Raw genomic sequence first — 22,641 nt, forward strand, 5'->3', positions numbered from 1 at the left:
GGTTGGGGACTCCCCCGGCGGTTCCGTGTTCCTTCGGGTGGAAGAAGACAAAAACCGGGAACGCCGGCGTCGAGGTCACCTACACCTTCACACCCGGATCGTCGATCCAGGCGTCGTATCTGTACGAGACCTACGACCGCTTCCAGGTCGGCAGCGGCACGCTGACCAATTCGGCCACCGGCAGGCCCAACGCCACGCCGATCAACGCATTCGGCAGCAACACGCTCGAGAAGGTGCAGACGATCCTGATCGCCAGCACGCTGGAGCTGGTCCCCGGCGTGCTGGATTTCAAGCTCGGCTACGCGATCTCGTTCTCGCACGAGGATTGGGACTACGGGCCCTACAACGGCTACGCGATGCTGGCGAATGCCGGCGGCGCCGTGTACCGGCCGTTCCCGACGGTGTCGACCAACTATCAGCGGCTCGACGCCTCGCTCAAACACACCATCGACCCATCGATCGTGGCGAAGCTGGGCTGGACCGGTGAGGTCTATCTCAAGGCCCGCTACATCTGGGAGCGCAACAGCGTCGACAATTGGCAGCAGGATCTGATGTCGCCCTATCTGTATCTGGTCGACACCACGCTGGCGCGGATGATCGACATGGGCGCGACCAATCCGAACTACGACGCACAATACGTCCAGGTGTCGCTGAACGCCAAGTGGTGAGCGGTGCGGACGGTCGACGCCGTCGCACCGCGTCCAACCAATCGCCCGCACGCCTTCGGGCGCGCGGGCTCGCAGCCGGCGGCGAAGACGTGGCCGCCGGTCACAGCAAACAACGTCAACAACGGGAGGACTACCGACGATGGACCACAATCCCAAGGATCAGCCGCTGTCGCGGAGGAAGATGCTGATGGCCGGAGCCGGCGTTGCCGGCGTCGCGGCGCTGCTCGGCGCCGGCGTCGCGACGGCGACCGCGCAGGTCACCAAGAAGGCATCGCACAAGGATTCCGGCTACCAGGAGTCGCCGAGCGGGGCCAAGCGCTGCGGCACCTGCCGGCAATTCAGGCCGCCGAACGCTTGCGTGACGGTCGAAAGTCCGATCAGCGAGAACGGCTGGTGCCGGCTCTACGTCGCCAAGGGATGACCCGAACGGTGCGCCGGAGATCCGGCGCACCGGCTGCGTCACCGCGGCCCGGATCACGGTGGCTCCGCCGGCATAACGAGACAGCCCCTCATGCGTCGGCCGGCTCGCGCGCCAGAATGCGCTCCCGCAAGGTCGGCTTGTGCACTTTGCCGGTGGCGTTGCGCGGCAACGCTTCGACAAACGTGACACGCTGCGGACATTTGAAGCGCGCCAGCCGCTCGCGGCAATGCGACAGCAGCTTCGCCTCGCTCAACTCATGGCCCGGCTTCAGCGCCACCACCGCGACGCCGGTCTCGCCCCATTGCGGATCGGGCGCGCCGATCACCGCCGCCTCGGCGATCTCCGGCAGTTGATACAGCACGTCCTCGACCTCGGCCGGATACACGTTCTCACCGCCGGTGATGTACATGTCCTTGGTGCGGTCGACGATGTAGTAGAAGCCCTCGTCGTCGACCCGCGCCGCGTCGCCGGTGTGCAGCCAGCCGTCGGTGAACGAGCTGCGGTTGGCGTCTGGCCTGTTCCAATAGCCGGGGGTGATATTCGGCCCCTTCACCCAGAGTTCGCCCATCTCGCCCGGCTTCACCGGCTCGCCGTCAGGACCGACGATCTTCAGATCCGCGTGCAGCACCGGCTTGCCGGCGGAACCGGCCTTCCGCGCGGCGTCGTCGGCATCGAGCATCAGCACCGCCGGGCTGGTCTCGGTCATGCCGTAGCCTTGCACCAGAGCGCAGCCGCGGTCCTGCCAGATCTTGAGCAACGGCACCGGCATCGGCGCGCCGCCGACGCCGGCGATCTGCAGCCGCGACAGATCGGTCGCCGAGAACGCCGGATGCTGGCACATGAACTGATAGATCGACGGCACGCCGAAGAAATGCGTCAGCCCGACCGACGGATCGCCGATGATCGACAGCGCCGCGCCGGGATCGAAGGTTCGCATCAGCAGCGTGGTGCCGCCGGCATGCAGCACCGGGTTGGTGTAGCAGTTCAACCCGCCGGTGTGGAACAGCGGCAGCACGCAGAGAAACACCGTTCGCTGCGACACGAAGATCGGGATGCCGAGATTGACCGCGTTGATGAAGGTCATGCCATGGGTGATCATGGCGCCCTTCGGCTTTCCGGTGGTGCCGGAGGTGTACATGATGGTCGAGACGTCATCGAGCGTCACCGGCTCTGCTGTGCCGAGACGCGGCGAGCTCGCCAGCGCGGCCTCATAGGCCGGACCGAACGCCAGCAGATGCGGCACGCCGCACGCAGCCTTCAACTCCGCCGCCATCGGCGCCAGCTCATCGTCATGCGCCAGCACCCGCGGGGCGGCATCGCCGACGATGTAGGACAGTTCGTGTACGGTGAGCCGCACGTTGAGCGGCACGAAGGTCGCGCCGAGCCGGAAGCAGGCGAACTGCACCTCCAGCGTCTCGACCGCATTCAGCGCCAACACCGCGACGCGGTCACCGCGGCCGACGCCGAGCGTTGCGAGATGCGCCGCCAGCCGGTCAACCCGCCCGTCCATTGCCCGGTAGCTGATCTTGCGGCTGGTGGCGAGATCGATCACCGCGATCCGCTCCGGGCGGACCTCGGCGTGATGGGCGATCCAGTCGAAGTAAGCGAAGCTCATCGGTTTTCTCCCTCGGAAGGTCGGCGGCTCTTGACGACCGTCTCGACCAGGGAAGTGAAAGCGCGCACCGGCGGGAAGTCAATCGCCGCCTCTTGTGCGGCGCAACTAACTATCGCAAAATTGAGCCGGCCATGCAGCCGGTCGGCGCAAGACAGGTCGACGGAGCCCGGCCGCTACTGATAAGCCGCCACGATGTCCGAGACCGCGCGTTCGAGCTGTTTGGCGTTGGAACATTGCCGGACCAAATTACAGAACGGCGCGTAGCGGAACATTTCCGAATCGCCCCAGCCCCAACCCATCCGTCCTTCGGGATTGAGCCAGACCACGCGCTTGGCGCGCTCCGAGATGGTACGCAGGATGTCGGTGCGCGGATCGAGATTGTTGCTGCGGGCGTCGCCGAGCACGATCACCGTGGTCTTCGGCGTCACGCTGCGCAGCCAGCGCTTCTCGAAGTCGGCGAATGACGCGCCGTAGTCGGACGAGCCGAACCCGACCTTGGACATGATCTCGCGCATCGCGGCTTCCGGCTCCTGCTTGTCGAGGATGTCGCTGACCTCGATCAGGTGGCCGGAGAACGCGAACGAGCGGACGTCGTCGACCACCTCGTGCAGGCTGTGAATCAGCAGCAGGAAGAAGTCCGACACCTGCGCCACCGAGCCGGAGACGTCGCACAGCGCCACGATCTGCGGCCGGTCGCGGTGCCGGCGCTTCCAGGCGGTGAGGAACGGGATGTTGCCCCAGGCGGCGTTGCGGCGGATGGTGCGGCGGACGTCGAGATGACCGCGGCGCTGCCGCTTGCGCGGCTTGCTGTAGCGCTCGCGCAGGCGCCGCGCGATGGCGCGGATCAGCTCCTTCATCTGCTCGACCTGGCGTCGCTCCAGCCGCATCATCGGTGCGTTGCGCAGCACCTCGTGGCGCAGGTTCTCCGCCTCCTCGCGGCCGTACAGCAGCAGCGCCTGCGCCACCATTTCGCGCACGCTGTCGCGCAAGCCGTCGAGCGCCGCGGCGAGCCGTTCGGCCTGCCCCGGATCATCGGCCTTGAGCCGGTCGAGATCGTCGCGCAACCGCCCGATGCCGAGCGCCTCCATCATCCGGCTCTGAAACAGCCCGCGCTGGGTGAAGAACCGGATGTTGGACAGCGAGGCTTCATTCGCCGCACCGGCCAGCGCCGCGGCCACCGCGCTGCGATCCTGCGCCAGCAGCATCTGCGCCAGCTCGCCGAGCTCCGGCGGCGCCGAGCCTTCGCCGCCACCCTGCCCCGGCGCGCCGCTGCCGCTCGGCTGCGACGGCGAAGATCCGCTGTCCGCCTGCTGATCGGCGGCGTCGGCGGCATCCGCATTGCTCTTCGGTTCGGGCCGGCTGAAGAACAGATCGAAACACTGCGCCAGCGCCTGCTTCTCGTCCTGGGTCTTGGCCAGCGTCACCAGAAGGGTGTCGCGGAGCAGGCCGCGATCGGCGAAGCCGACCTCCGACACCGCCCGCATCGCGTCGATGCTCTCGGCCGGCGATACCCGCACGCCGGCGCCGCGCGCCGCCCGGAAGAAGCGGTGCAGCTCCTCGCGCATCAGCCGAACACGCCCTCGCGCCCGGACTTGGCGACGAAGCCGGCGACCTGGGGCAGCGCCGTTTCGATGTCGGCCTCGTATTTCAGCAGCACGTTGAGGGTGTCCTTCACGGTCTGGTGGTCGAGCTCGCTCGCCTGCAGCAGCACCAGCACCCGCGCCCAATCGATCGTCTCGCTGACCGATGGCAGCTTCTTCAGATCGAGCGCGCGGATCTGGTTGATGAAGCCTACCATCTGCTTGCGCAGCGTCTCGCCGGCGCCGGGCACGCGGCTCTCGACGATCCGCTCTTCGAGCCGCTGTTCGGGAAAGCCTATGTGCAGATGCAGGCAGCGCCGCTTCAGCGCGTCCGACAGATCGCGTTCGCCGTTCGAGGTCAGCAGCACCAGCGGCTTCACCGTGGCGCTGATGGTGCCGAGCTCGGGGATCGTCACCTGATAGTCGGACAGGATTTCGAGCAGCAGGGATTCGAATTCGGCGTCCGACTTGTCGATCTCGTCGACCAGCAGCACGCAGCCCTGCGGCTGCTCCAGCGCCTTGAGCAGAGGTCGCGGCTCGACGAATTCCTTGGAGAAGAACACGTCGCCGAAATCGTGCAGCCGGCCGAGCGCATCGGTCAGCGTCTGCGCGCCGCCGAGCACTTCGCCGAGCTTGTCCTTGAGGATCTGGGTGTAGAGAAGCTGCTTGGCGTACTTCCACTCGTACAGCGCCTTGGCCTCGTCGAGTCCCTCGTAGCACTGCATCCGGATCATCTGCAGGCCGCGCCAGCTCGCCAGCGCTTTCGCCAGTTCGGTCTTGCCGACGCCGGCGGGGCCTTCGACCAGGATCGGCTTCTCGATCTTCTCGGCCAGATACACCGCGGTGGCGATCTGGCGGCTGGCGATGTAGCCGACCGACGCCAGCCCAGCGGTAACGGCCTCGATGGATTGCATCGGCAGATTCGCAGTCATTGCTGTTGATTGCTCCAGAGAGATTGGCCGAGGGCGATCTGCCGCTGCTTGCGCGGCTCGCGCGCCACATTGGCCAGCACGTCGAACGCCGCCAGCGATCGGGTGAGTTGGTCGTCTAGGTGATCCGGCGGCAGCAGCGCGCGCAGTTCGTCGACGAGGACGCGCGCCAGGCTGCGGACGCCGATCACGCGCGCGCCATTCGGCGGCGCACCGCTGTCCAGCGCCTGCACCGCGGCGGCGCTTGCCGCCTGGGCCAGCGACAGCAGGCCGGCGAGGCGGCCGAGCGTGAGCGCGTGATCCTCGCTGCGTTCGACCCGCGCCGCGACGGTGTGCAGCAGCCAGTCGAGAAATCCGACAGTGGTTGCGGTCGCGACCGTGTCCTCGAGGTCGCGGAACGGCAGCGCCATTGCCGGATAGGCATCCGGCAGTGTGCCGATCCGCGCCGAGGCCGGCACGGTGCAGTTCGCGAAGCTCAGTTCGCAATGCGACGCCGGCTTCAGCACGTCGAGCGACGGCATCGGGGTCAGCGTCAATCCTTCGGTGTCGCGCGGCAGCAGGAACAGACCGTAGCGCTTGCGGCCCTGCTCGACGCCGGTGATCGCCAGCACCAGAAACAAATCGGCGACCGGACCGTTGGTGATCCATGCCTTGCGACCGTTGATGACGTAACCGTCGCCCTGCCGCTCTGCTGTTGTCTGTAGATGTTTTGGGTTTGCACCGGCGCCGGGCTCCGAGATCGCCACCGCAGCCCAGCCGCCTCCCGCGGCGATCCGCGGCACCAGTTCGCCGCGCTGCGCCGCATCGGCGAAGCCGGCGATGAAGAACCGCGCGATCAGTTGCCGGCCGGCGAACGCCGTGGCGAGGCCGAGTTCGCCGGTCGCCGCTGCGATCGCCTGCTCGGCTTGCGCGATCGCCCCATAGCTGTCGAGCCGCCCATCGCAGCCGGGAAGGCCGATCTCGAACAGGCCGGCCTGCGCCATCGGCGCAAACGGATCGTCGCCGGGTCGATCCGCGGTCAGCGCCCGCCAGCGCGCGATGCGTGCGGCGACCGCCGCTGTCGCCGCCTCTGTCGTCCCGAGGGTCGCGCCTGGCGCGCCCGGTGTTCGAAGCTCACTCATGGCTCCGTGTGTAGAACAAGCCCGCGGCGGCGGCGAGTGTTTGTTGTATTCCGGCAAATGGAATGCGGCGCGCGGCGAAGCCAACCTCGCCGCGCGCCACCTATCATCGAGACCAGATCTGCGCCGAAGCGGCCGATCACCGTATCCCGCGTAGTTAAACTGCGTGAACCTTCGGCTCGCGCTCCCAGAACCGCAATTGGGTACACAGCTCCAGGAAGCGCTCGGCGTCCTTCGGACCGCCGAGACTCATCACACCGCCGTCGGGTTCGACGCCGGCCTTCTCCAGCAGCGGCGCCGCATCCTTAGTAACTGCAATGAACTTGGCATGGGCGAAGGCGTCGGCGACGAAGTCGCGCGCGGTCGCTTCCTGCTGCAGTCGAAGTGCCCCCTCCTGTGAGAGCAGCACCGCGACCGCATCGTACAGCACCGACGGACCACCATTGACCTTCTGCTTCGCCGGCCGCTGCTTGCCATCGGAGGCGGTGAATCCGCCGACCTTCGGGGCGATCAGTTCGACCATCGCGCCCTGCTGTGTGGCGGCGGCCTCCAGCGCCGCCAGCAGCTTGGCGTCGGCGCCGTCGCTGACCAGAATGCCCAGCTTGCGCCCCTTGAAGCTGCCCGGCGCATTCTTGACGATGCTGAGCGCCGGCGACGGCGGCAAATCCGTGATCACCTCGCGGGCCGGCTCGGCGGCCGCCGGCAGCTTGATGCCGAGGCCGTCAGCGACCATCTGGGCCAGCGTCTTGTCGACATTGACGAGATGCGACACCACCCGGGCGCGGATCTCCGGCGTCTCCACCTTGCTGAGTTCGAACACAAACGCGTCCTTGATGTGGGTCTGCTCGATCTCGCTCTGACTGACGTAGAACTGCCGCGCCTGACTGTAGTGATCGGCGAAAAGCTCGCCGCGGGCGCGGCGCCTCTCGCCGGCGTCTTCGGCCGGGAAGCTGCGGAAGCCTTTCGGCGTCTCGCGCGGACCTGTGCCCCAACTGTTCGGCTCGTAGTTGACGCGGCCGCGCGGATTGTTGAACGCCATGTGGCCGTCCTGCGTGAAGCTGTGGAACGGGCATTTCGGCGCGTTGATCGGCAGGTCGGTGAAATTGGTGGTGCCGAGCCGCTTCAACTGGGTGTCGAGATACGAGAAGTTGCGCCCCTGCAGCAGCGGGTCGTTGGTGAAATCGACGCCAGGCACGATGTTGGCGGTGTGAAATGCCACCTGCTCGGTCTCGGCAAAGAAATTATCGACGGTTCGATCGAGCACCAGCCGGCCGACGCGGCGGATCGGCACGCGCTCTTCCGGAATGATCTTGGTGGCGTCGAGAATGTCGAACTCGAATTCGTCGGCGAAGGCGTCGTCGAACAGTTGCAGGCCGAGCTCCCATTCCGGATAGTCGCCGGCCTGGATCGCATCCCACAGGTCGCGGCGGTGGAAATCAGGATCGGCGCCGTTGAGCTTCACCGCCTCGTTCCACACCACCGACTGCATGCCGAGCTTCGGCTTCCAGTGAAACTTGACGTAGGTCGATTTGCCCTCGGCATTGATCAGCCGGAAGGTGTGGACGCCGAAGCCTTCCATGAACCGGAACGAGCGCGGGATGGTACGATCCGACATGATCCACAGCGCCATGTTGATCGATTCCGGCATCAGCGAGATGAAGTCCCAGAAATTGTCGTGCGCGGTCTGGGCCTGCGGGAAGCCGCGATCCGGCTCCTGCTTGGCGGCATGGATTAGGTCTGGAAACTTGATCGCGTCCTGGATGAAGAACACCGGGATGTTGTTGCCGACAATGTCCCAGTTGCCCTCGCGGGTGTAGAGCTTGACGGCGAAGCCGCGGACGTCCCGCGCCAGATCCGACGAGCCCTTGTTGCCCGCGACCGTGGAGAACCGCACGAAGGCCGGCGTACGCTCGCCGGCGCGCTGAAAGATATCGGCGGCGGTGATGTCCGACAGCGACTCATAGGTTTCGAAGAAGCCGTGCGCGCCGAAACCGCGAGCGTGGACGACGCGCTCCGGAATTCGTTCGTGGTCGAAGTGGAAGATCTTCTCGCGGAACAGAAAATCTTCCATCAGCGTCGGCCCGCGCCGGCCGGTCTTCAGGCTGTTCTGGTTGTCGCTGATCGGAATGCCCTGGCGGCTGGTGAGCGCCGGCATATCGCCGCTGGCAACCTGATGGGTTTCGCCGCCGGGCCCGCGATGGATCGATGCGTCGGCCAGCTTGGCGGATTTCAGTTCGGGATGCTTGTCGGCCATGGAACCTCGCGCGCAGTAGGACAGAGTGACGAGCGGCGCAGCCCTCGCGGCGATCGAAGCCAATCGCTGCCGTATCGTTCCAACTGATGCGAGAGAGCCGTCCGCCGCTGGACTACGGCGTGAACGCGGATTGGTTCCTGGGATGAAACGAGTGAGGCAGAAGAGGTCGTGATCCTGTTCTGTCATCAAGTCGCAGGTCAGCGCCCACACCCGTCATTCCGGGGCGCTCACGCCAGTGAGCGAACCCGGAATCCAGAGATTATCGTGGGGTGATCCGCCAAATCGAGATTCCTGGTTCGCGCGCTTCACACGCGCCCCGGAATGACCATTATGGCGCGTACTCGGCCTCCCAACGACGGTGAGAAGGCCTGCTTGGCCGTCTCCCAATCCGGTCCTAATTCAAGTGCGCCAGATAATGCGCCAGCGCGTAGATCTCTTCTTCGCTGAGCTGATAGGCAACGTCGGCCATCGCCGCCATCGCGCCGCCGGAGCGTTGGCCGGATTTGTATTCATTGAGCGCCTTGATCAGGTATTCCTCGCGCTGACCGGCGAGCCGCGCGGTGGCCTTGGTGCCGGCAAAATTGTCGGTGTGGCACGAAGCGCAGCGCCGCCCCACGGCGGCCTCGGCGCCCTTGCGCGACAGCTCCGGTTTTTCGTCTGGCTTCGGGTTCTTCATCGGCGGTAGCGAGGCGTAATAGGCGCCGAGATTGCGGATGTCCTCGTTGGTCAGTTCTTCGACGATGGTTTTCATATTGGCGTTCTCCCGGGTTCCGGCGCGGAAGAACACAAGCTGCCATTGGATGTAGAGGTCGGGCTGGCCGGCGAGCGACGGCGTGTACTCCATTTTGGAGACACCGTCGGATCCATGGCAGAACGAGCAGACGCCGGCCCTGGCCTTACCGGCCTGAATGTCGCCGGCGAGAAGTGGAGACGCAAACAGACTGAAACAGAACGACAGCGCGGCAAGCAGGCGAGTCATGCAAGGGGCCTCTGTTGGCTCAGAGTTATGATTGGAGTTCGTCATTCCGGGATTCGTCGCGGTCGGCGCAGCCGGCCGGAACGAAGGCCCGCAATCCATAACCACTTTGCTCGCGGTGAATCGCCAAGACGGTGGTCGTGCCTGACAACGGGCCCTGGGAGTATGGATTCCGGGCTCGCCGCTGCGCGGCGCCCCGAAATGACGAACGTGGGGTGGGTGCGCTCAGCACAGGCTCATTTGCTGTAGCTGATGCGATAGATCGCACCGGCCCAGTCGTCGGCCACCAGCATCGAGCCGTCCTTGGCCAGCACGATGTCGGCGGGTCGGCCGAGATAGCCCTGGTCGCCTTCGATCCAACCGGTGGCGAAATCTTCCTGCTTGGCGTTCTTGCCGTCCGGATCGGCGATCACCCGCTTGATCAGGCCGCCCTGATATTTGTGCCGGTTCCACGAGCCGTGTTCGGCAATGAAGATGTTATTCTTGTACTCGGCCGGAAACTGGTCGCCGGTGTAGAACTTCATACCGAGCGGCGCGACGTGGGCGCCGAGATTCAGTACCGGCGGGGTGAATTCCGAGCACTTGTGGCCCATCGCGAATTTCGGATCCGGCATGTCGCCCTGATGGCAATACGGATAGCCGAAATGCTCGCCGAGCCTCGAGATCATGTTGAGCTTGTCGCTCGGCAAGTCGTCGCTGACCCAGTCGCGGGCGTTCTCGGTGAACCAGTATTTGCCGGTGCGCGGATCGACGTCGCCGCCGACCGAGTTGCGGACGCCGAGGGCGACCAGTTCGGCATTGCCGGTTTTGGGATCGACGCGGCGGATCTGCGACAACGAGGTCGGAGGGATGCCGATGTTGAAGGGCGGGCCGAACGGCACGTAGAACCAGCCGTCCTTGTCGGCGGCCAGATACTTCCAGCCATGCGCGACGTAGGGCGGCATGTCGTCGTACACGACCTTGCCCGAGCCGAGATTGTCGAGATTGGCCTCGGCATTGTCGTAGCGGATCAGCTTGTCGATATCGATCACATACAGCGCACCATCGCGGAACGCGACGCCGGTCGGCATCTTCAGGCCCTTCAGGATGGTCCTTACCTGCTTCTTGCCGACCTTCTCGGTGATCGCATAGACGCTTCCGACGCCGAACGAGCCGACGAACAGCGTGCCGTTGTCACCCCAGGCCATCTGCCGCGCGGACAGCACGCCGGAGGCATAGACCTCGATCTTGAAGCCGGGCGGCAGCTTGATCTTCTTCATCATCGCCGCAAGCTCGGCGTCGGATGAGCCAGTCGGCGGACCGGCCGGCGGCGCCAGGCCTTTCTGCGCTTCGGTCTCGTCGCCGAGGAACCAGTCGGACGGCGGGTTGGTCCAGAACTCCTTGGTGCCGGATTCGTACTTCTTCAGCCCCTGCGCGCCGGCAGGTGGCAACGTCCCGATCACCAGGACGGCCGCGCACGCAACAACGGCTCGTGTGAAGACCGACTTCATCGCGTTCACTCCCTCGCCACGGCCGTCAACGCAGCCGCTATTTGGTTATGCGACGTCTGATGCGTCGTCAGCGGCGTTCGTGCGCCGGCAGCCAAAGGCTAACACAACCGCGGCAGGAGAGAAGATGATTGATGATGAATCGCAATAGAGGCGACGCGATCAGTTCGCTGCGCTGCAATCGATGCGGCGCAATGCAGTCAAGCCGCTTACTCAGAGCCATCACGGCAGTCACAAACCCAACCTCATGGTGAGGAGGCGCAAAGCGCCGTCTCGAACCATGCGCCGCAGGCGATGTGGCTCCTCATCCTTCGAGACGCCCGGCTTCGCCGGGCTCCTAAGGACGAGGAGTCCGTGCCTGTTGAGAGGCTTCAGTCGGAAAACGACAATGCCCGGCACGAGGCCGGGCATGACGTGGAGAGTCCCCCAACTTAGTATCGCAGTTGGCGCGGCTCAGAAGATCTTCACAGCGTTTTGCAGCGTGATCCAAACGCCCCAGGCGAGCGGAATGCCGACGAACAGCCAGAACGCCGCGGCGCGGGCGTCGAGGCCACCCTTGCCGATGCCATAGGAGCCGCCGCCGGCATTGGCGGCGGCGCCCTTGGCCTGCAGCGCCGCCACTTCCTCCGGCTTCATGAACCATTTGTCGGCGAGCGGCTTGACCATCGCGTTACAAATCAGGCCGATCACCAGCATCCCGGCGAGGATGTACATGGTGAAGTCGTAGACCTGCGCCCGCTCGACGCCGGCCGCGATCTGCGCCTCGCGGATGTAGTTGACCACCACCGGGCCGATGATGCCCGCGGTCGCCCAGGCGGTCAGCAGCCGACCATGGATTGCGCCGACGAACTGGGTGCCGAAGATGTCGGCCAGATACGCCGGCACCGTGGCGAAGCCGCCGCCGTACATCGACAGGATGACGCCGAAGGCGAGCACGAACAGCGCCTTGCTGCCCATCGCGGCGAGCGTCGGAACCAGCGCGTAGAGCACGATGCCGAGCAGGAAGAACACGTAATAGGTGTTCTTGCGACCGATGTGATCCGACAGCGACGCCCAGAAGAACCGTCCGGCGATGTTGAACAGCGACAGTAACCCGGCGAAGCCGGCGGCGATGCCGGCGATCACGGTCTTCTGCTCGGCTGACAACTGATTGAACGACAGGTCCGGCAGGCCGATCAGCTTGCCGCCGAAGATCTCCTGCAGCATCGGCGACGCCATGCCGATGACGCCGATCCCGGCCGAGACGTTGAGACAGAGCACTGCCCAGATCAGCCAGAACTGCCTGGTCTTGTGCGCGTCCTTCAGGTGCACCTGATGTGCTGTGATGTAAGCGTTGTTCTTCTCAGGCGGGGTCCAGCCGTCCGGCCGCCAGTTCGGCGGCGCCAGCCGATAGGAGAACGCCCCGATGGTCATGAACACGAAGTAGATCAGCCCCATCGCCAGGAAGGTCTGCCACACGCCGACATCGGTCGGGGTGCGGAAGTAGTTCATCAGCATGTTGGCGAGCGGGGCGCCGATCATCGCGCCGCCGCCGAAGCCCATGATCGCCATGCCGGTCGCCATGCCGCGGCGGTCCGGAAACCACTTCACCAGGGTCGACACCGGCGAGATGTAGCCGAGGCCGAGCCCGATGCCGCCGATCACGCCGGAGCCGAGCCACAGCAGCCAGAGCTGATGCAGATAGATGCCGAGAGCCCCGAGCACGAGACCGCCCGACCAGCACACCGCCGAGACGAAGCCGGCCTTGCGCGGGCCGACCCGCTCAAGCCAGCCGCCCCACACCGCGGCCGAAGCACCGAGTAGCACGAAGAACAGCGTGTACATCCAGCCCATCGAGGCGACGCGCCAGTCGCAGGTGGTGGTGAACAGCTCCTGCACGATCGTCATGTCGGTGCACACTTTCGGCGCCGACAGCCCGACCGCCCGCGACAGCGGCAGCCAGAACACACTGAAGCCGTAGGCCATGCCGATGCAGAGGTGAATACACAGTGCGGCGGGCGGCACCAGCCATCGATTGTAGCCCGCAGTGGCGATAATCCGTTCGCGATCGAAAATACCCGGCCGTGCGCCGGACAGCCGTCCGGCACCATCCAACGTGGTCATGTGGTTTCCTTCCCCTGTTGCGGTCGTCCGTTTTCGGACTGACCGTCGTCGCCTGCGCTTGCTAAGCTGCCGTTTTCAATGCCTCCACTGCGGCCCGCACCTCGGGCGCGAGCCCGTCCCCTCCGGCGTCCAGATGCGCGATGATCGCCCGGCGCATCCGTGGCTCCCAGAATTTCTTCAGATGCTCGGTGATTCCCGGCACCGCGTTGTCCGGCCCCTGGCTGCGAAAGAACGCGCCGATCTGATTGGCCATGTACACCAGCCGGTCAGGCGACATCGGCAGCTCCGTTGCGATCGGTCTCGACGATGCGCTGCGGATGCGTGAAGATTTCGAAGCCGTCCGAGCGGGCGATCGCCGCCAGCGTGATGCCGGCGGATTCCGCCATCCGCACCGCCAGCGCGGTCGGCGCCGAGACTGCAACCAGCACCGCCGCGCCGATCGCCGCGGTCTTCTGCACCATCTCGACCGAGACCCGGCTGGTGAGCAGCACGATGCCGTTTGCTGCAGCGATACGATCGCGCGCCAGCGCGCCGGCGAGCTTGTCGAGCGCATTGTGGCGGCCGACGTCCTCGCGCAAATGCACGATGCCGCGCTCCGGCGTGAAATAGGCAGCGGCGTGCACCGCGCGGGTCGCGACGTTGAGGGTCTGCAGCGACGGCATCGCCTCGATCGCGGCGATGATCTGCTGCGGCGAGAAGCTGCGGCCCTTGCCGACGGTGGCGACAGGACGCACCGCCTCGGCGATCGAATCGACGCCGCACAGCCCGCAGCCGGTCGGCCCGGCGATATGGCGGCGGCGCTGCTGCAAGCGTGCGGCGACATCGCCGCCGAGCCACATCCGCAGCTCGACGCCGTCATCATGCGGCACGATCTCGACGCTCTCGATCTGCTCAGGCCGTTCGATCACGCCCTCGCTCAGGCTGAAGCCGATCGCGAAGTCTTCCAGATCAGCCGGCGTCGCCATCATCACCGCCTGGGTCGAGCCGTTGTAGCTGATCGCGACCGGCGTCTCTTCGGGGATCGCACGCGTGCCATCCTGCATCCGGCCGTTGCGCCAGACCTTGGTGTTGCCGGTGTGAACCGTCGGCTTCATCGTCACTCCGCCGCTTCGGCCGGCGCCGCGATCCGCCGCGCCGCGGTGGCCTGCTGCTCGTAGGAGCGCTGCCACTCCGACGGGCCGTTCGATGGCGCCACCTGCACGGCCGTCACCTTGTATTCCGGGCAGTTGGTGGCCCAGTCCGAGTACTCCGTGGTGACGACATTGGCCTGCGTATCCGGATGATGGAACGTGGTGTAGACCACGCCCGGCGCGACGCGGTCGGTGATCAGCGCCCGCAGCGTGGTCTCGCCGGCACGGCTGGCGAGCCGCACCCAATCGCCGTCGCGCACGCCGCGCTGCTCGGCGTCGTGCGGATGGATCTCCAGCCGGTCCTCGTCGTGCCATACCGTATTGGCGGTGCGCCGCGTCTGCGCCCCGACATTGTATTGCGACAGAATACGCCCCGTCGTCAGCAGCAGCGGGAATCTTGGTCCGGTGCGCTCGTCGGTCGCGACATATTCGGTGATGACGAACTTGCCCTTGCCGCGGACGAAGTGATCGACATGCATCACCGGCGTGCCTTCGGGCGCGCGCTCGTTGCACGGCCACTGGATCGATCCGAGTTGTTCCAGCCGGTCGTAGGAGACGCCGGTGAAGGTCGGCGTCAGCGCGGCGATCTCGTCCATAATCTCGGACGGATGGGTGTAATTCATCTTGTAGCCGACCGCCTCGGCGAGCCGTAGCGTGACTTCCCAGTCTTCCAGGCCGTTCTTCGGTGACATCACCTTGCGCACCCGCTGGATGCGGCGCTCGGCATTGGTGAAGGTGCCGTTCTTTTCCAGGAAGGTCGAGCCCGGCAGGAAGATGTGAGCGTAGTTGGCGGTCTCGTTCAGGAACAGGTCGTGGACGATGACGCATTCCATCGCTTCGAGGCCGGCGGCAACGTGCTTGGTGTTGGGGTCGGACTGCAGGATGTCCTCGCCCTGCACGTAGAGCGCCTTGAACGAGCCCTCGACCGCGGCGTCGAGCATGTTGGGAATACGCAAGCCAGGCTCGTTGTCGAGCTTGACGTTCCACAGTGCCTCGAAGCTCTCGCGCACCGAGTCGGTCGAGATATGGCGATAGCCCGGCAGCTCGTGCGGGAACGAGCCCATGTCGCACGAGCCCTGCACGTTGTTCTGGCCGCGCAGCGGATTCACGCCGACGCCCGGCCGACCGAGATTGCCGGTGGCCATCGCCAAATTGGCGATCGCCATCACGGTGGTCGAGCCCTGGCTGTGCTCGGTGACGCCGAGGCCGTAGTAGATCGCGCCGTTGCCGCCGGTGGCGTACAGCCGCGCCGCTTCGCGCAGGCTCTGCGGATCGACGCCGGTGAAGGCGGCGGTGGCTTCCGGGCTGTGGCGCTCGTCGGACACGAACGCCGCCCAGTGCTCGTATTCGCTCCAGTCGCAGCGCTCGCGCACGAAGGATTCGTGAGCCAGCCCCTCGGTGACGATGACGTGCGCCATCGCGGTCAGCACCGCGACATTGGTGCCCGGCTTCAGCGGCAGATGCTGCGCGGCCTCGATATGTGCGGAACGAACGAGGTCGATGCGGCGCGGATCGATCACGATCAGCCTGGCCCCCTGACGCAACCGTTTCTTCAGGCGAGAGGCGAACACCGGATGGCCGTCGGTCGGGTTGGCGCCGATGATCATCACCACGTCGGCATGCTCGACCGAGTCGAAATCCTGGGTGCCGGCCGAGGTGCCGAACGCAGTGGAGAGGCCATAGCCGGTCGGCGAGTGGCAGACACGCGCGCAGGTGTCGACATTATTGTTACCGAAGCCGGCGCGGATCAGCTTCTGCACCAGGAAGGTTTCTTCATTGGTGCAGCGCGACGAGGTGATGCCGCCGACCGAGTCGCGGCCGTATTTCGCCTGGATGCGCTTCAGCTCGGAGGCGGCGTAGGCGAACGCTTCGTCCCAACTCACTTCGCGCCAGGGCTCGCTGATGCTGGAGCGGATCATCGGGTTGAGGATGCGCTCCTTGTGGTTGGCGTAGCCCCAGGCGAACCGGCCCTTGACGCAAGAGTGGCCGCGATTGGCCTTGCCGTCCTTGTACGGCACCATCCGGACCAGCTCTTCGCCGCGCATCTCCGCCTTGAAGGTGCAGCCGACGCCGCAATACGCGCAGGTGGTGACCACCGAGCGCTCCGGCGTGCCGATCTCGATCACGCTCTTCTCGTTCAGCGTCGCGGTCGGACACGCCTGCACGCAGGCGCCGCACGACATGCATTCCGAACCGAGAAAGCTCTCCTGCATGCCGGGCGACACGACGGAGTCGAAGCCGCGGCCGGCGATGGTCAGCGCGAAGGTGCCTTGCACCTCCTCGCAGGCGCGGACGCAGCGCGAGCAGACGATGCACTTCGATGCATCGTAAGTGAAATACGGATTCGACTCGTCGAGGCCCGGATTGGGATGCTTCTCCCCGGAATATCCATAGCGCACGTCGCGCAGGCCGACCGCGCCGGCCATGTCCTGCAGCTCACAATCGCCATTGGCCGAGCAGGTCAGGCAGTCGAGCGGATGATCGGAGATGTACAGCTCCATCACGCCCTTGCGGATCTGCTTCAGCCGCTCGGTCTGGGTGTGGACCACGAGGCCGTCGGCGACCGGCGTGGTACACGACGCCGGCGTGCCGCTGCGGCCGTCGATTTCAATCAGGCACAGCCGGCACGAGCCGAACGCGTCGACCATGTCGGTGGCGCAGAGTTTCGGGATCGCGGTTCCGATCTCCATGGCGGCGCGCATGATCGAGGTGCCTTCGGGCACGCTGACGCTGCGACCGTCGATCGTCAGCGTCACCATCGTCTCGGAGGGCGAGCGCGGCGTGCCGAAATCGGTTTCGTGGACCAGAGCCATATCGATCGTCCTTTATTCCGCGGCCTGCAGGCGGCGCGGCGCGAGGCCGAAATCTTCGGGGAAGTGCGTCAGTGCGCTCAGCACAGGGATCGGCGCCAGGCCGCCCAGCGCGCACAGCGAGCCGAACTTCATGGTGTTGCAGAGGTCTTCCAGCACGGCGATGTTCGCCGCGGGCCGGTCGCCGGCGATGATCTTGTCGACGGTCTCGGCGCCGCGGGTCGAACCGATCCGGCACGGCGTGCACTTGCCGCAGGATTCGTGGGCGCAAAATGCAAGCGCAAACCGCGCCTGCTTGGCCATGTCGACGGTGTCGTCGAACACCACCACGCCGCCATGCCCGACCATGCCGCTCCGCGCGGCGAACGCTTCGTAGTCGAACGGCGTATCGAACAGCGCGCGCGGGAAGTAGGCGCCGAGCGGGCCGCCGACCTGGACGGCGCGCACCGGGCGGCCACTCAGCGTGCCGCCGCCGATGTCGTCGATCAGTTCGCCGAGCGTAATGCCGAACGCCACCTCGAACAGCCCGCCGTGCTTGATGTTGCCGCCGAGCTGGATCGGCTTGGTGCCGCGCGAACGGCCCATTCCGCAATCCGCATAAGCCTGGGCGCCGCCATCGAGGATGTAGGGCACCGCCGAGAAGGTCAGCACGTTGTTGATCACCGTCGGCCGGCCGAACAGGCCTTTATGGGCCGGTAGCGGCGGCTTGGCGCGCACCGTGCCACGCTTGCCCTCGAGGCTCTCCAGCATCGAGGTTTCTTCGCCGCAGATATAGGCGCCGGCGCCGACCCGGACTTCGATGTCGAACGAATCGGTCGAATGGCAGATGTGCTCGCCGAGATAGCCGGTGCGTCGCGCCGCCTCGATCGCGGCGTTCATTGCCTCGACCGCATGCGGATATTCAGAGCGGATGTAGATGTAGCCGCGGGTGGCGCCGACCGCGATGCCGGCGATCGTCATCCCTTCGATGATCATGAAGGGATCGCCCTCCATCAGCATCCGGTCGGCAAAGGTGCCGCTGTCGCCCTCGTCGGCGTTGCAGCAGATGTATTTCTGGCCGCGGCCGGCCTGGGCCACGGTCCGCCATTTGGTGCCGGTCGGAAAGCCTGCGCCGCCGCGGCCACGCAGGCCGGATTTGACGACGTCGTCGATGATCGCGTCCGAACTCATCTTCAGCGCGCGTTCGAGCCCGCGATAGCCGCCATGGGCGCGATAATCGTCGATCGAGCGCGGGTCGACGATGCCGCAGCGCGCAAAGGTCAGCCGGGTCTGCCGCTTCAGCCACGGAATCTCCTCCGTGAGCCCCTGCAGCAGTGGATGCGGCCCGCCTGACACGATCGCATCGAGCAGCGCCGGCACATCGGCCGGCGTCACCGGCCCAAAGGCGACGCGGCCTTCCGGGGAGTCGACCTCCAACATCGGTTCGAGCCAATACAGTCCGCGCGAACCGGGGCGAACCAGGTCGACCGGCAGCTCGCGCGCATGGGCCTGATCGAGCAGCGCGGCAGCGACCTCGTCAGCGCCGACCGCGAGCGCGCCGGAATCGCGCGGGATGAAGACGCGCAGGCTCATCGCTGCGCCTCCATCAGCAGAGCATCCAGCTTTCCGGCATCGAGCCGGCCAACCACGCGCTCGTTGATCATCGCCGATGGCGCCGTGGCACACAGGCCGAGGCAATAGGCCGGCTCCAGCGTCACCGCGCCGTCCGCGGTAGTGGCCCCGAAGGTCACGCCGAGCCGGGTCTCGACATGCGCCACCAGCGCGTCGCCGCCGGCGGCCTGGCAGGCCTCGGCGCGGCACAGCTTCAGCACGTGGCGGCCCGGCGGCTCGCGGCGGAAATCCGGGTAGAAGGTGAGGACGCCATGGACTTCGGCGCGCGACAGGTTGAGCGCCTGCGCGATCATCGGCTCGGCGTCCTGCGGCACATAGCCGAACGCCTCCTGCAACGCCTGCAGCATCAGCAGCGTCGCGCCGTCCTTGTGCGTCAGCCCGGCGATGATCTCGCTCGCGCGGGCGGTTTCCCATGGTTCGTATTGCATCGGCGCTCTTCGTCGTCGTGATGAAGCGATGAAAGTGAGAATCGTTCAAAAGATCAATAAAGCTGTCCAATGCTGCGATAAGGAATCCGCAACGACGGGGGCCCGCCATAATGACAACCGGCAGCCATCGCCCTCTCCGTCATTCCGGGGCGCCGCGCAGCGGCGAACCCGGAATCCAGAGGTTATTTGCGCCAGGAGATTCCGGGTTCGCTCACTTCGTGAGCGCCCCGGAATGACGCGTGGCGACGGCCTACGCGCCACGCCAGTTCCGTCAGCACCAAACCGCTCCGATCAGCTCTGCAACGTCGGCGCGACCTCGCGGGCCACCTGCATCAGGGCGGCGACCAGCGGCGTGTAGGGTTCGCGCGGCGGCACCACGAGGCCGATGCTGTAGGCGACCAGCGGCTCGACGATCGGAATGGTGCGAACCTCGTCGCCGAGCCCGAGCGTGTCGGCGAGCTTGGCCGGCATCACGCTGGCCCACCGCCCGGTTTTGACGTGGGTGTAGAGCACGATGATCGAATTCGAGGTCAGCGTCGGCTGCGCAGTGGTGCCGGCGGCGCGCAGCGCGCGGTCGATGATCCGGCGGTTCTGCATGTTCGGCGTCAGCAGGCACAGCGGCACCTGGCCGACCTCGCGCCAGGTCACCTGATCGCGATCGCCGAACATGCCGTCGGGCGAGGTGATCAGGCGGTAGCTTTCCTGATACAGCGGCACGCTGCGGACTTTGCCGACCGGCTCGTTCTCGGTGTAGGTCAGCCCGGCGTCGACTTCGAGGTTTTCGAGCAGGCCAAGCACTTCCGACGAGGTGCAGGACAGGATGCTGAAGCGGACGTTGGGATGCTTGGCGCGGAACGGCGTGGTGAGCTGCGCCACCATGCCGAGCACAGTCGGAATCGCGGCGATCCGCAGCTCTCCAGACAGCTCGGCCTTCAACGCGCCGATGTCCTGGCGCATCGCACGGCTGTCGGCGACGATCCGGCGCGCCCATTCCAGCGCCCGCTCGCCCTCCGGCGTGAAGCCGAGGAACCGAGAGCCGCGCTGCACCAGCATCACGCCCAGAATCTCTTCGAGCTGCTTGATGCCGGTCGACATCGTCGGCTGGGTCACGCCGCAGGCTTCGGCAGCGCGGCCGAAATGCCGTTCCTTGGCGAGCGCCAGCAGCAGCTCGAGCTTGTCGATCAAACCCGCCTCTCGGAAATTCTGGTGAATTTCAAGAGTCTTGCCCGATCAGGACGCATTCGGCAAGGCGGCCGGCGGCCACGCCGTTGCGGGCGCTCAGGCAACAATAACCCCGCCTCCCGGTTGCGCATCGGGAGCGCGGGGCCAGTCTGGGGAGAGACGCTGCTGGCGCGGGAAGCACGAACCATCCGCACCACGCTTCGTCATTAGTAAGCTAGCTGACGAGTGTGGGTGTGGATTGAGATGGATCAAGGTGATCGAACCGGCGCGCGAACACACCGGCGGCGGTTCAGCCGACGCTGCCACTCCGCCGCATGTAGCAATGAAAGCCGCCGTAGATTCCCGAGCGGTCGCGGTCGAAGCCGATGGCGCTGCGTTCGGCGTCGCGCTGCCAGGTCTGTTGCAGCGGAGCCAGCGGTTCGGTCTCCAGCGGGGATTCGGCGCCGGCGGTGCGGAAGATCACCCGCACCTGCTCCTTGCCGGCGCGGTCGATCGCATCCCATAGCGCGCGGATTTCGTCCGGCGCCATCCAGTCCTGCGAATCGAGCAGCACCACGGCGTCGATCTGGCGGGCCGGCAGGCTCTCCAGGAACACCCGCAGGTTTTCGTGCACCGGGATCACCAGGCCGGCGCCGGCGCGCATCTGCTGATAGCGGCTCTCCTGCAGATACAGCGGCAGGCAGCGGTCGCCGGGGCCGGGATAGCTGCGGCTCAGCGCCTGCCAGGCGAAGTAATTGGTCTCGTTCGGATAGACGTCGATCAGCCGGAGCAGGCGCTGATGCAGCACCTCGTTGAGCGGCTGGTCGCCGCCGAGCAGTTCGCGCTGCTGCGGCGGAATACCGAGGCTGAACAGCAGCGCCGGCGTTCTCGTCAGCAGCCGGGCGAACCGCGAGTGGAACAGCCGGTCGACGCGCTGCAGCGCCGCCTGCCGCTCCGGCGAATCCGGCGCGCCTTTCAGCAGCACGTCGAGATCGATCTTGGCCAGACGCGCCAGCAGATGCGCGAAGCCGATGAAATGGCCGAGCGCGCCGTGGCGATAGAACCCGTCGGTGAAATAGCGGTAGCGCGGCCGGCCGCGGAAATCGCGCTCGTCCCAGTAGCCGCGCGCGTCGCGGTCGAGCGCCGGGCGCAGCCGCCGACGATACAGATCGGCATTGTCGGCCGCGGTCCCTTCGCCGAAGAACTGCCAGAACGACGCGTAGTCCGGCAGCGCGCGCAGGCCTGCGAGCTTCAGCTCGAGCAGCGCCAGATGCGCCTCGTTGAGATCGACCGCGAACACCTGCGCCGGCTTGGCGGTGAGGTAGGACAACGCGTTGCAGCCGCCCGACGAGATCGTCACGATGGTCGAGCCGATCGGCAATTGCAGAGCCGCGAGGTCGGCCTCGGGATCTTCCCAGATCTGGGTATAGACCAGGCGGCGAAACCAGATCGAAAACAATGCGTCCCACAGCGTCGACTCGCTGCGATCCTTGCTGTTGCGGACGGCGTCCGCGATCAGTTGCTGCGTGTTCATCAAATCCTCGACTCGGCAATCGATCCAAATTAGCTGCGCAACACTGCAGTTTTGCGACAGCGTGGAACTGATCAGTGCCGCCGCCTTTGTCATCACCCTGTCGCCTGAAATCGCGATGGAAGGCGGATGATGCCGAACCAGGGTGGCAGGCCATGACGACGCTCACTCGCACCGATCTTCCGCGCACCGAGCTGACGCACCCCGAACTCATTGCCGATCCGGCGTGGCCGGTCGACGCGACCTCGCGCATGAATCGGATGTACCGCTATCAGCGCCACATCTACGATCTGACCCGCCGGTACTATCTTCTCGGCCGCGACCAACTGATCGCCGAGCTGCAACCGAAGGCGGGCGAAACCGTGCTTGAGGTCGGCTGCGGCACCGGCCGCAACCTGATCCAGGCGGCGACGCGATACCACGAGGCGAAATTCTTCGGCCTCGACGTTTCGACCGAGATGCTGACCTCGGCGATCAGTTCGATCGAAGGCGCCGGGCTGATGGCGCGGGTGAAGGTCGCGCATGGCGACGCCACCGCGTTCACCGCACAGGCGGTGTTCGGCCAGGCGGTCGCCTTCGACCACGTCATGATCTCCTACAGCCTGTCGATGATCCCGGACTGGACCGCGGTGATCGATCGCGCCGTCGCCAATCTGAAGCCCGGCGGCAAGCTGCACATCGTCGATTTCGGCGACCAGCGCGGCCTGCCTTCGGTGGCGCGCAACCTGTTGCGGCGCTGGCTGACGCTGTTCGACGTCACCCCGCGCGACAGCCTGGAAGCGGTGCTGATGCTGGTCGCGACCCGCACCGGCGCCGGCC

Annotated in this window: 18 protein-coding genes; 3 read left to right on the plus strand and 15 right to left on the minus strand. The window is 66.0% G+C overall.

The genetic code is table 11. The annotated features are described in order from the left end of the window. Positions 1-668: MtrB/PioB family outer membrane beta-barrel protein (locus DU475_RS16135; RefSeq protein WP_164632705.1), on the plus strand; the 668-nt coding region annotated here is incomplete at its 5' end. Between the two features lie 139 nt (positions 669-807). Continuing rightward, positions 808-1,089 carry a hypothetical protein gene (locus DU475_RS16140; protein WP_013500588.1) on the plus strand — a complete coding sequence of 94 codons (282 nt, stop codon included), beginning with the start codon at positions 808-810 and terminating at the stop codon, positions 1,087-1,089. 88 nt (positions 1,090-1,177) lie between these two features. Here the strand turns inward: DU475_RS16140 and DU475_RS16145 are convergent, their stop codons facing one another. The 15 genes from DU475_RS16145 to DU475_RS16215 form a co-directional block, all read right to left on the minus strand. Further along, positions 1,178-2,704 carry an acyl-CoA synthetase gene (locus DU475_RS16145; protein ID WP_164632706.1) on the minus strand — a complete coding sequence of 509 codons (1,527 nt, stop codon included), beginning with the start codon at positions 2,702-2,704 and terminating at the stop codon, positions 1,178-1,180. Between the two features lie 173 nt (positions 2,705-2,877). Next, complete coding sequence (locus DU475_RS16150) at positions 2,878-4,269, minus strand: vWA domain-containing protein (RefSeq protein ID WP_164632707.1); 1,392 nt, start codon at positions 4,267-4,269, stop codon at positions 2,878-2,880. Beyond that, positions 4,269-5,216 carry an AAA family ATPase gene (locus tag DU475_RS16155; RefSeq protein WP_164632708.1) on the minus strand — a complete coding sequence of 316 codons (948 nt, stop codon included), beginning with the start codon at positions 5,214-5,216 and terminating at the stop codon, positions 4,269-4,271. The genes DU475_RS16150 and DU475_RS16155 overlap by 1 nt, the downstream gene beginning before the upstream one ends. After that, a complete protein-coding gene (locus DU475_RS16160) occupies positions 5,213-6,334 on the minus strand; it encodes an acyl-CoA dehydrogenase family protein (protein ID WP_164632709.1) in 1,122 nt (373 codons plus the stop codon). Before DU475_RS16160 ends, DU475_RS16155 begins: the two co-directional genes overlap by 4 nt. A 154-nt stretch (positions 6,335-6,488) precedes the next feature. Then, positions 6,489-8,585, minus strand: coding sequence for a catalase (gene katE / locus DU475_RS16165; RefSeq protein ID WP_164632710.1), 2,097 nt, complete (start codon positions 8,583-8,585; stop codon positions 6,489-6,491). A gap of 394 nt (positions 8,586-8,979) precedes the next feature. Beyond that, positions 8,980-9,564, minus strand: coding sequence for a c-type cytochrome (locus tag DU475_RS16170; protein WP_164632711.1), 585 nt, complete (start codon positions 9,562-9,564; stop codon positions 8,980-8,982). 233 nt (positions 9,565-9,797) lie between these two features. Beyond that, positions 9,798-11,051 (minus strand): PQQ-dependent sugar dehydrogenase, encoded by a 1,254-nt coding sequence (locus tag DU475_RS16175; protein WP_164632712.1) that lies wholly within the window; start codon positions 11,049-11,051, stop codon positions 9,798-9,800. 450 nt (positions 11,052-11,501) lie between these two features. Next, complete coding sequence (locus tag DU475_RS16180; RefSeq protein ID WP_047308328.1) at positions 11,502-13,151, minus strand: OFA family MFS transporter; 1,650 nt, start codon at positions 13,149-13,151, stop codon at positions 11,502-11,504. Positions 13,152-13,212: 61 nt separating this feature from the next. Next, positions 13,213-13,428, minus strand: coding sequence for a formate dehydrogenase subunit delta (locus tag DU475_RS16185; protein ID WP_013500579.1), 216 nt, complete (start codon positions 13,426-13,428; stop codon positions 13,213-13,215). Next, entirely contained in the window at positions 13,418-14,245 is an 828-nt protein-coding gene (gene fdhD / locus DU475_RS16190; RefSeq protein ID WP_164632713.1) for a formate dehydrogenase accessory sulfurtransferase FdhD, read from the minus strand. The genes DU475_RS16185 and fdhD overlap by 11 nt, the downstream gene beginning before the upstream one ends. Positions 14,246-14,247: 2 nt before the next feature. Continuing rightward, positions 14,248-17,094, minus strand: a complete 2,847-nt coding sequence (gene fdhF, locus DU475_RS16195) for a formate dehydrogenase subunit alpha (protein ID WP_164632714.1) — start codon at positions 17,092-17,094, stop codon at positions 14,248-14,250. Between the two features lie 12 nt (positions 17,095-17,106). Further along, positions 17,107-18,663 carry a formate dehydrogenase beta subunit gene (locus DU475_RS16200; RefSeq protein ID WP_164632715.1) on the minus strand — a complete coding sequence of 519 codons (1,557 nt, stop codon included), beginning with the start codon at positions 18,661-18,663 and terminating at the stop codon, positions 17,107-17,109. Further along, on the minus strand, positions 18,660-19,130 hold the full coding sequence (locus DU475_RS16205; protein WP_013500575.1) for a formate dehydrogenase subunit gamma: 471 nt from the start codon (positions 19,128-19,130) through the stop codon (positions 18,660-18,662). Before DU475_RS16205 ends, DU475_RS16200 begins: the two co-directional genes overlap by 4 nt. 291 nt (positions 19,131-19,421) lie before the next feature. After that, the gene (locus tag DU475_RS16210) at positions 19,422-20,315 is read right to left on the minus strand and encodes a LysR family transcriptional regulator (protein WP_013500574.1); all 894 of its coding nucleotides are present in this window, start codon (positions 20,313-20,315) and stop codon (positions 19,422-19,424) included. Positions 20,316-20,601: 286 nt separating this feature from the next. After that, complete coding sequence (locus tag DU475_RS16215) at positions 20,602-21,825, minus strand: BtaA family protein (protein WP_047309729.1); 1,224 nt, start codon at positions 21,823-21,825, stop codon at positions 20,602-20,604. 152 nt (positions 21,826-21,977) lie between these two features. Here DU475_RS16215 and DU475_RS16220 point away from each other — a divergent pair. After that, on the plus strand, positions 21,978-22,641 hold a 664-nt coding region (locus DU475_RS16220), incomplete at its 3' end, for a class I SAM-dependent methyltransferase (RefSeq protein WP_164632716.1).

Origin of the sequence: Rhodopseudomonas sp. WA056 (assembly GCF_010906995.1) — a bacterium.
GTDB classification, from domain to species: domain Bacteria; phylum Pseudomonadota; class Alphaproteobacteria; order Rhizobiales; family Xanthobacteraceae; genus Rhodopseudomonas; species Rhodopseudomonas palustris_G.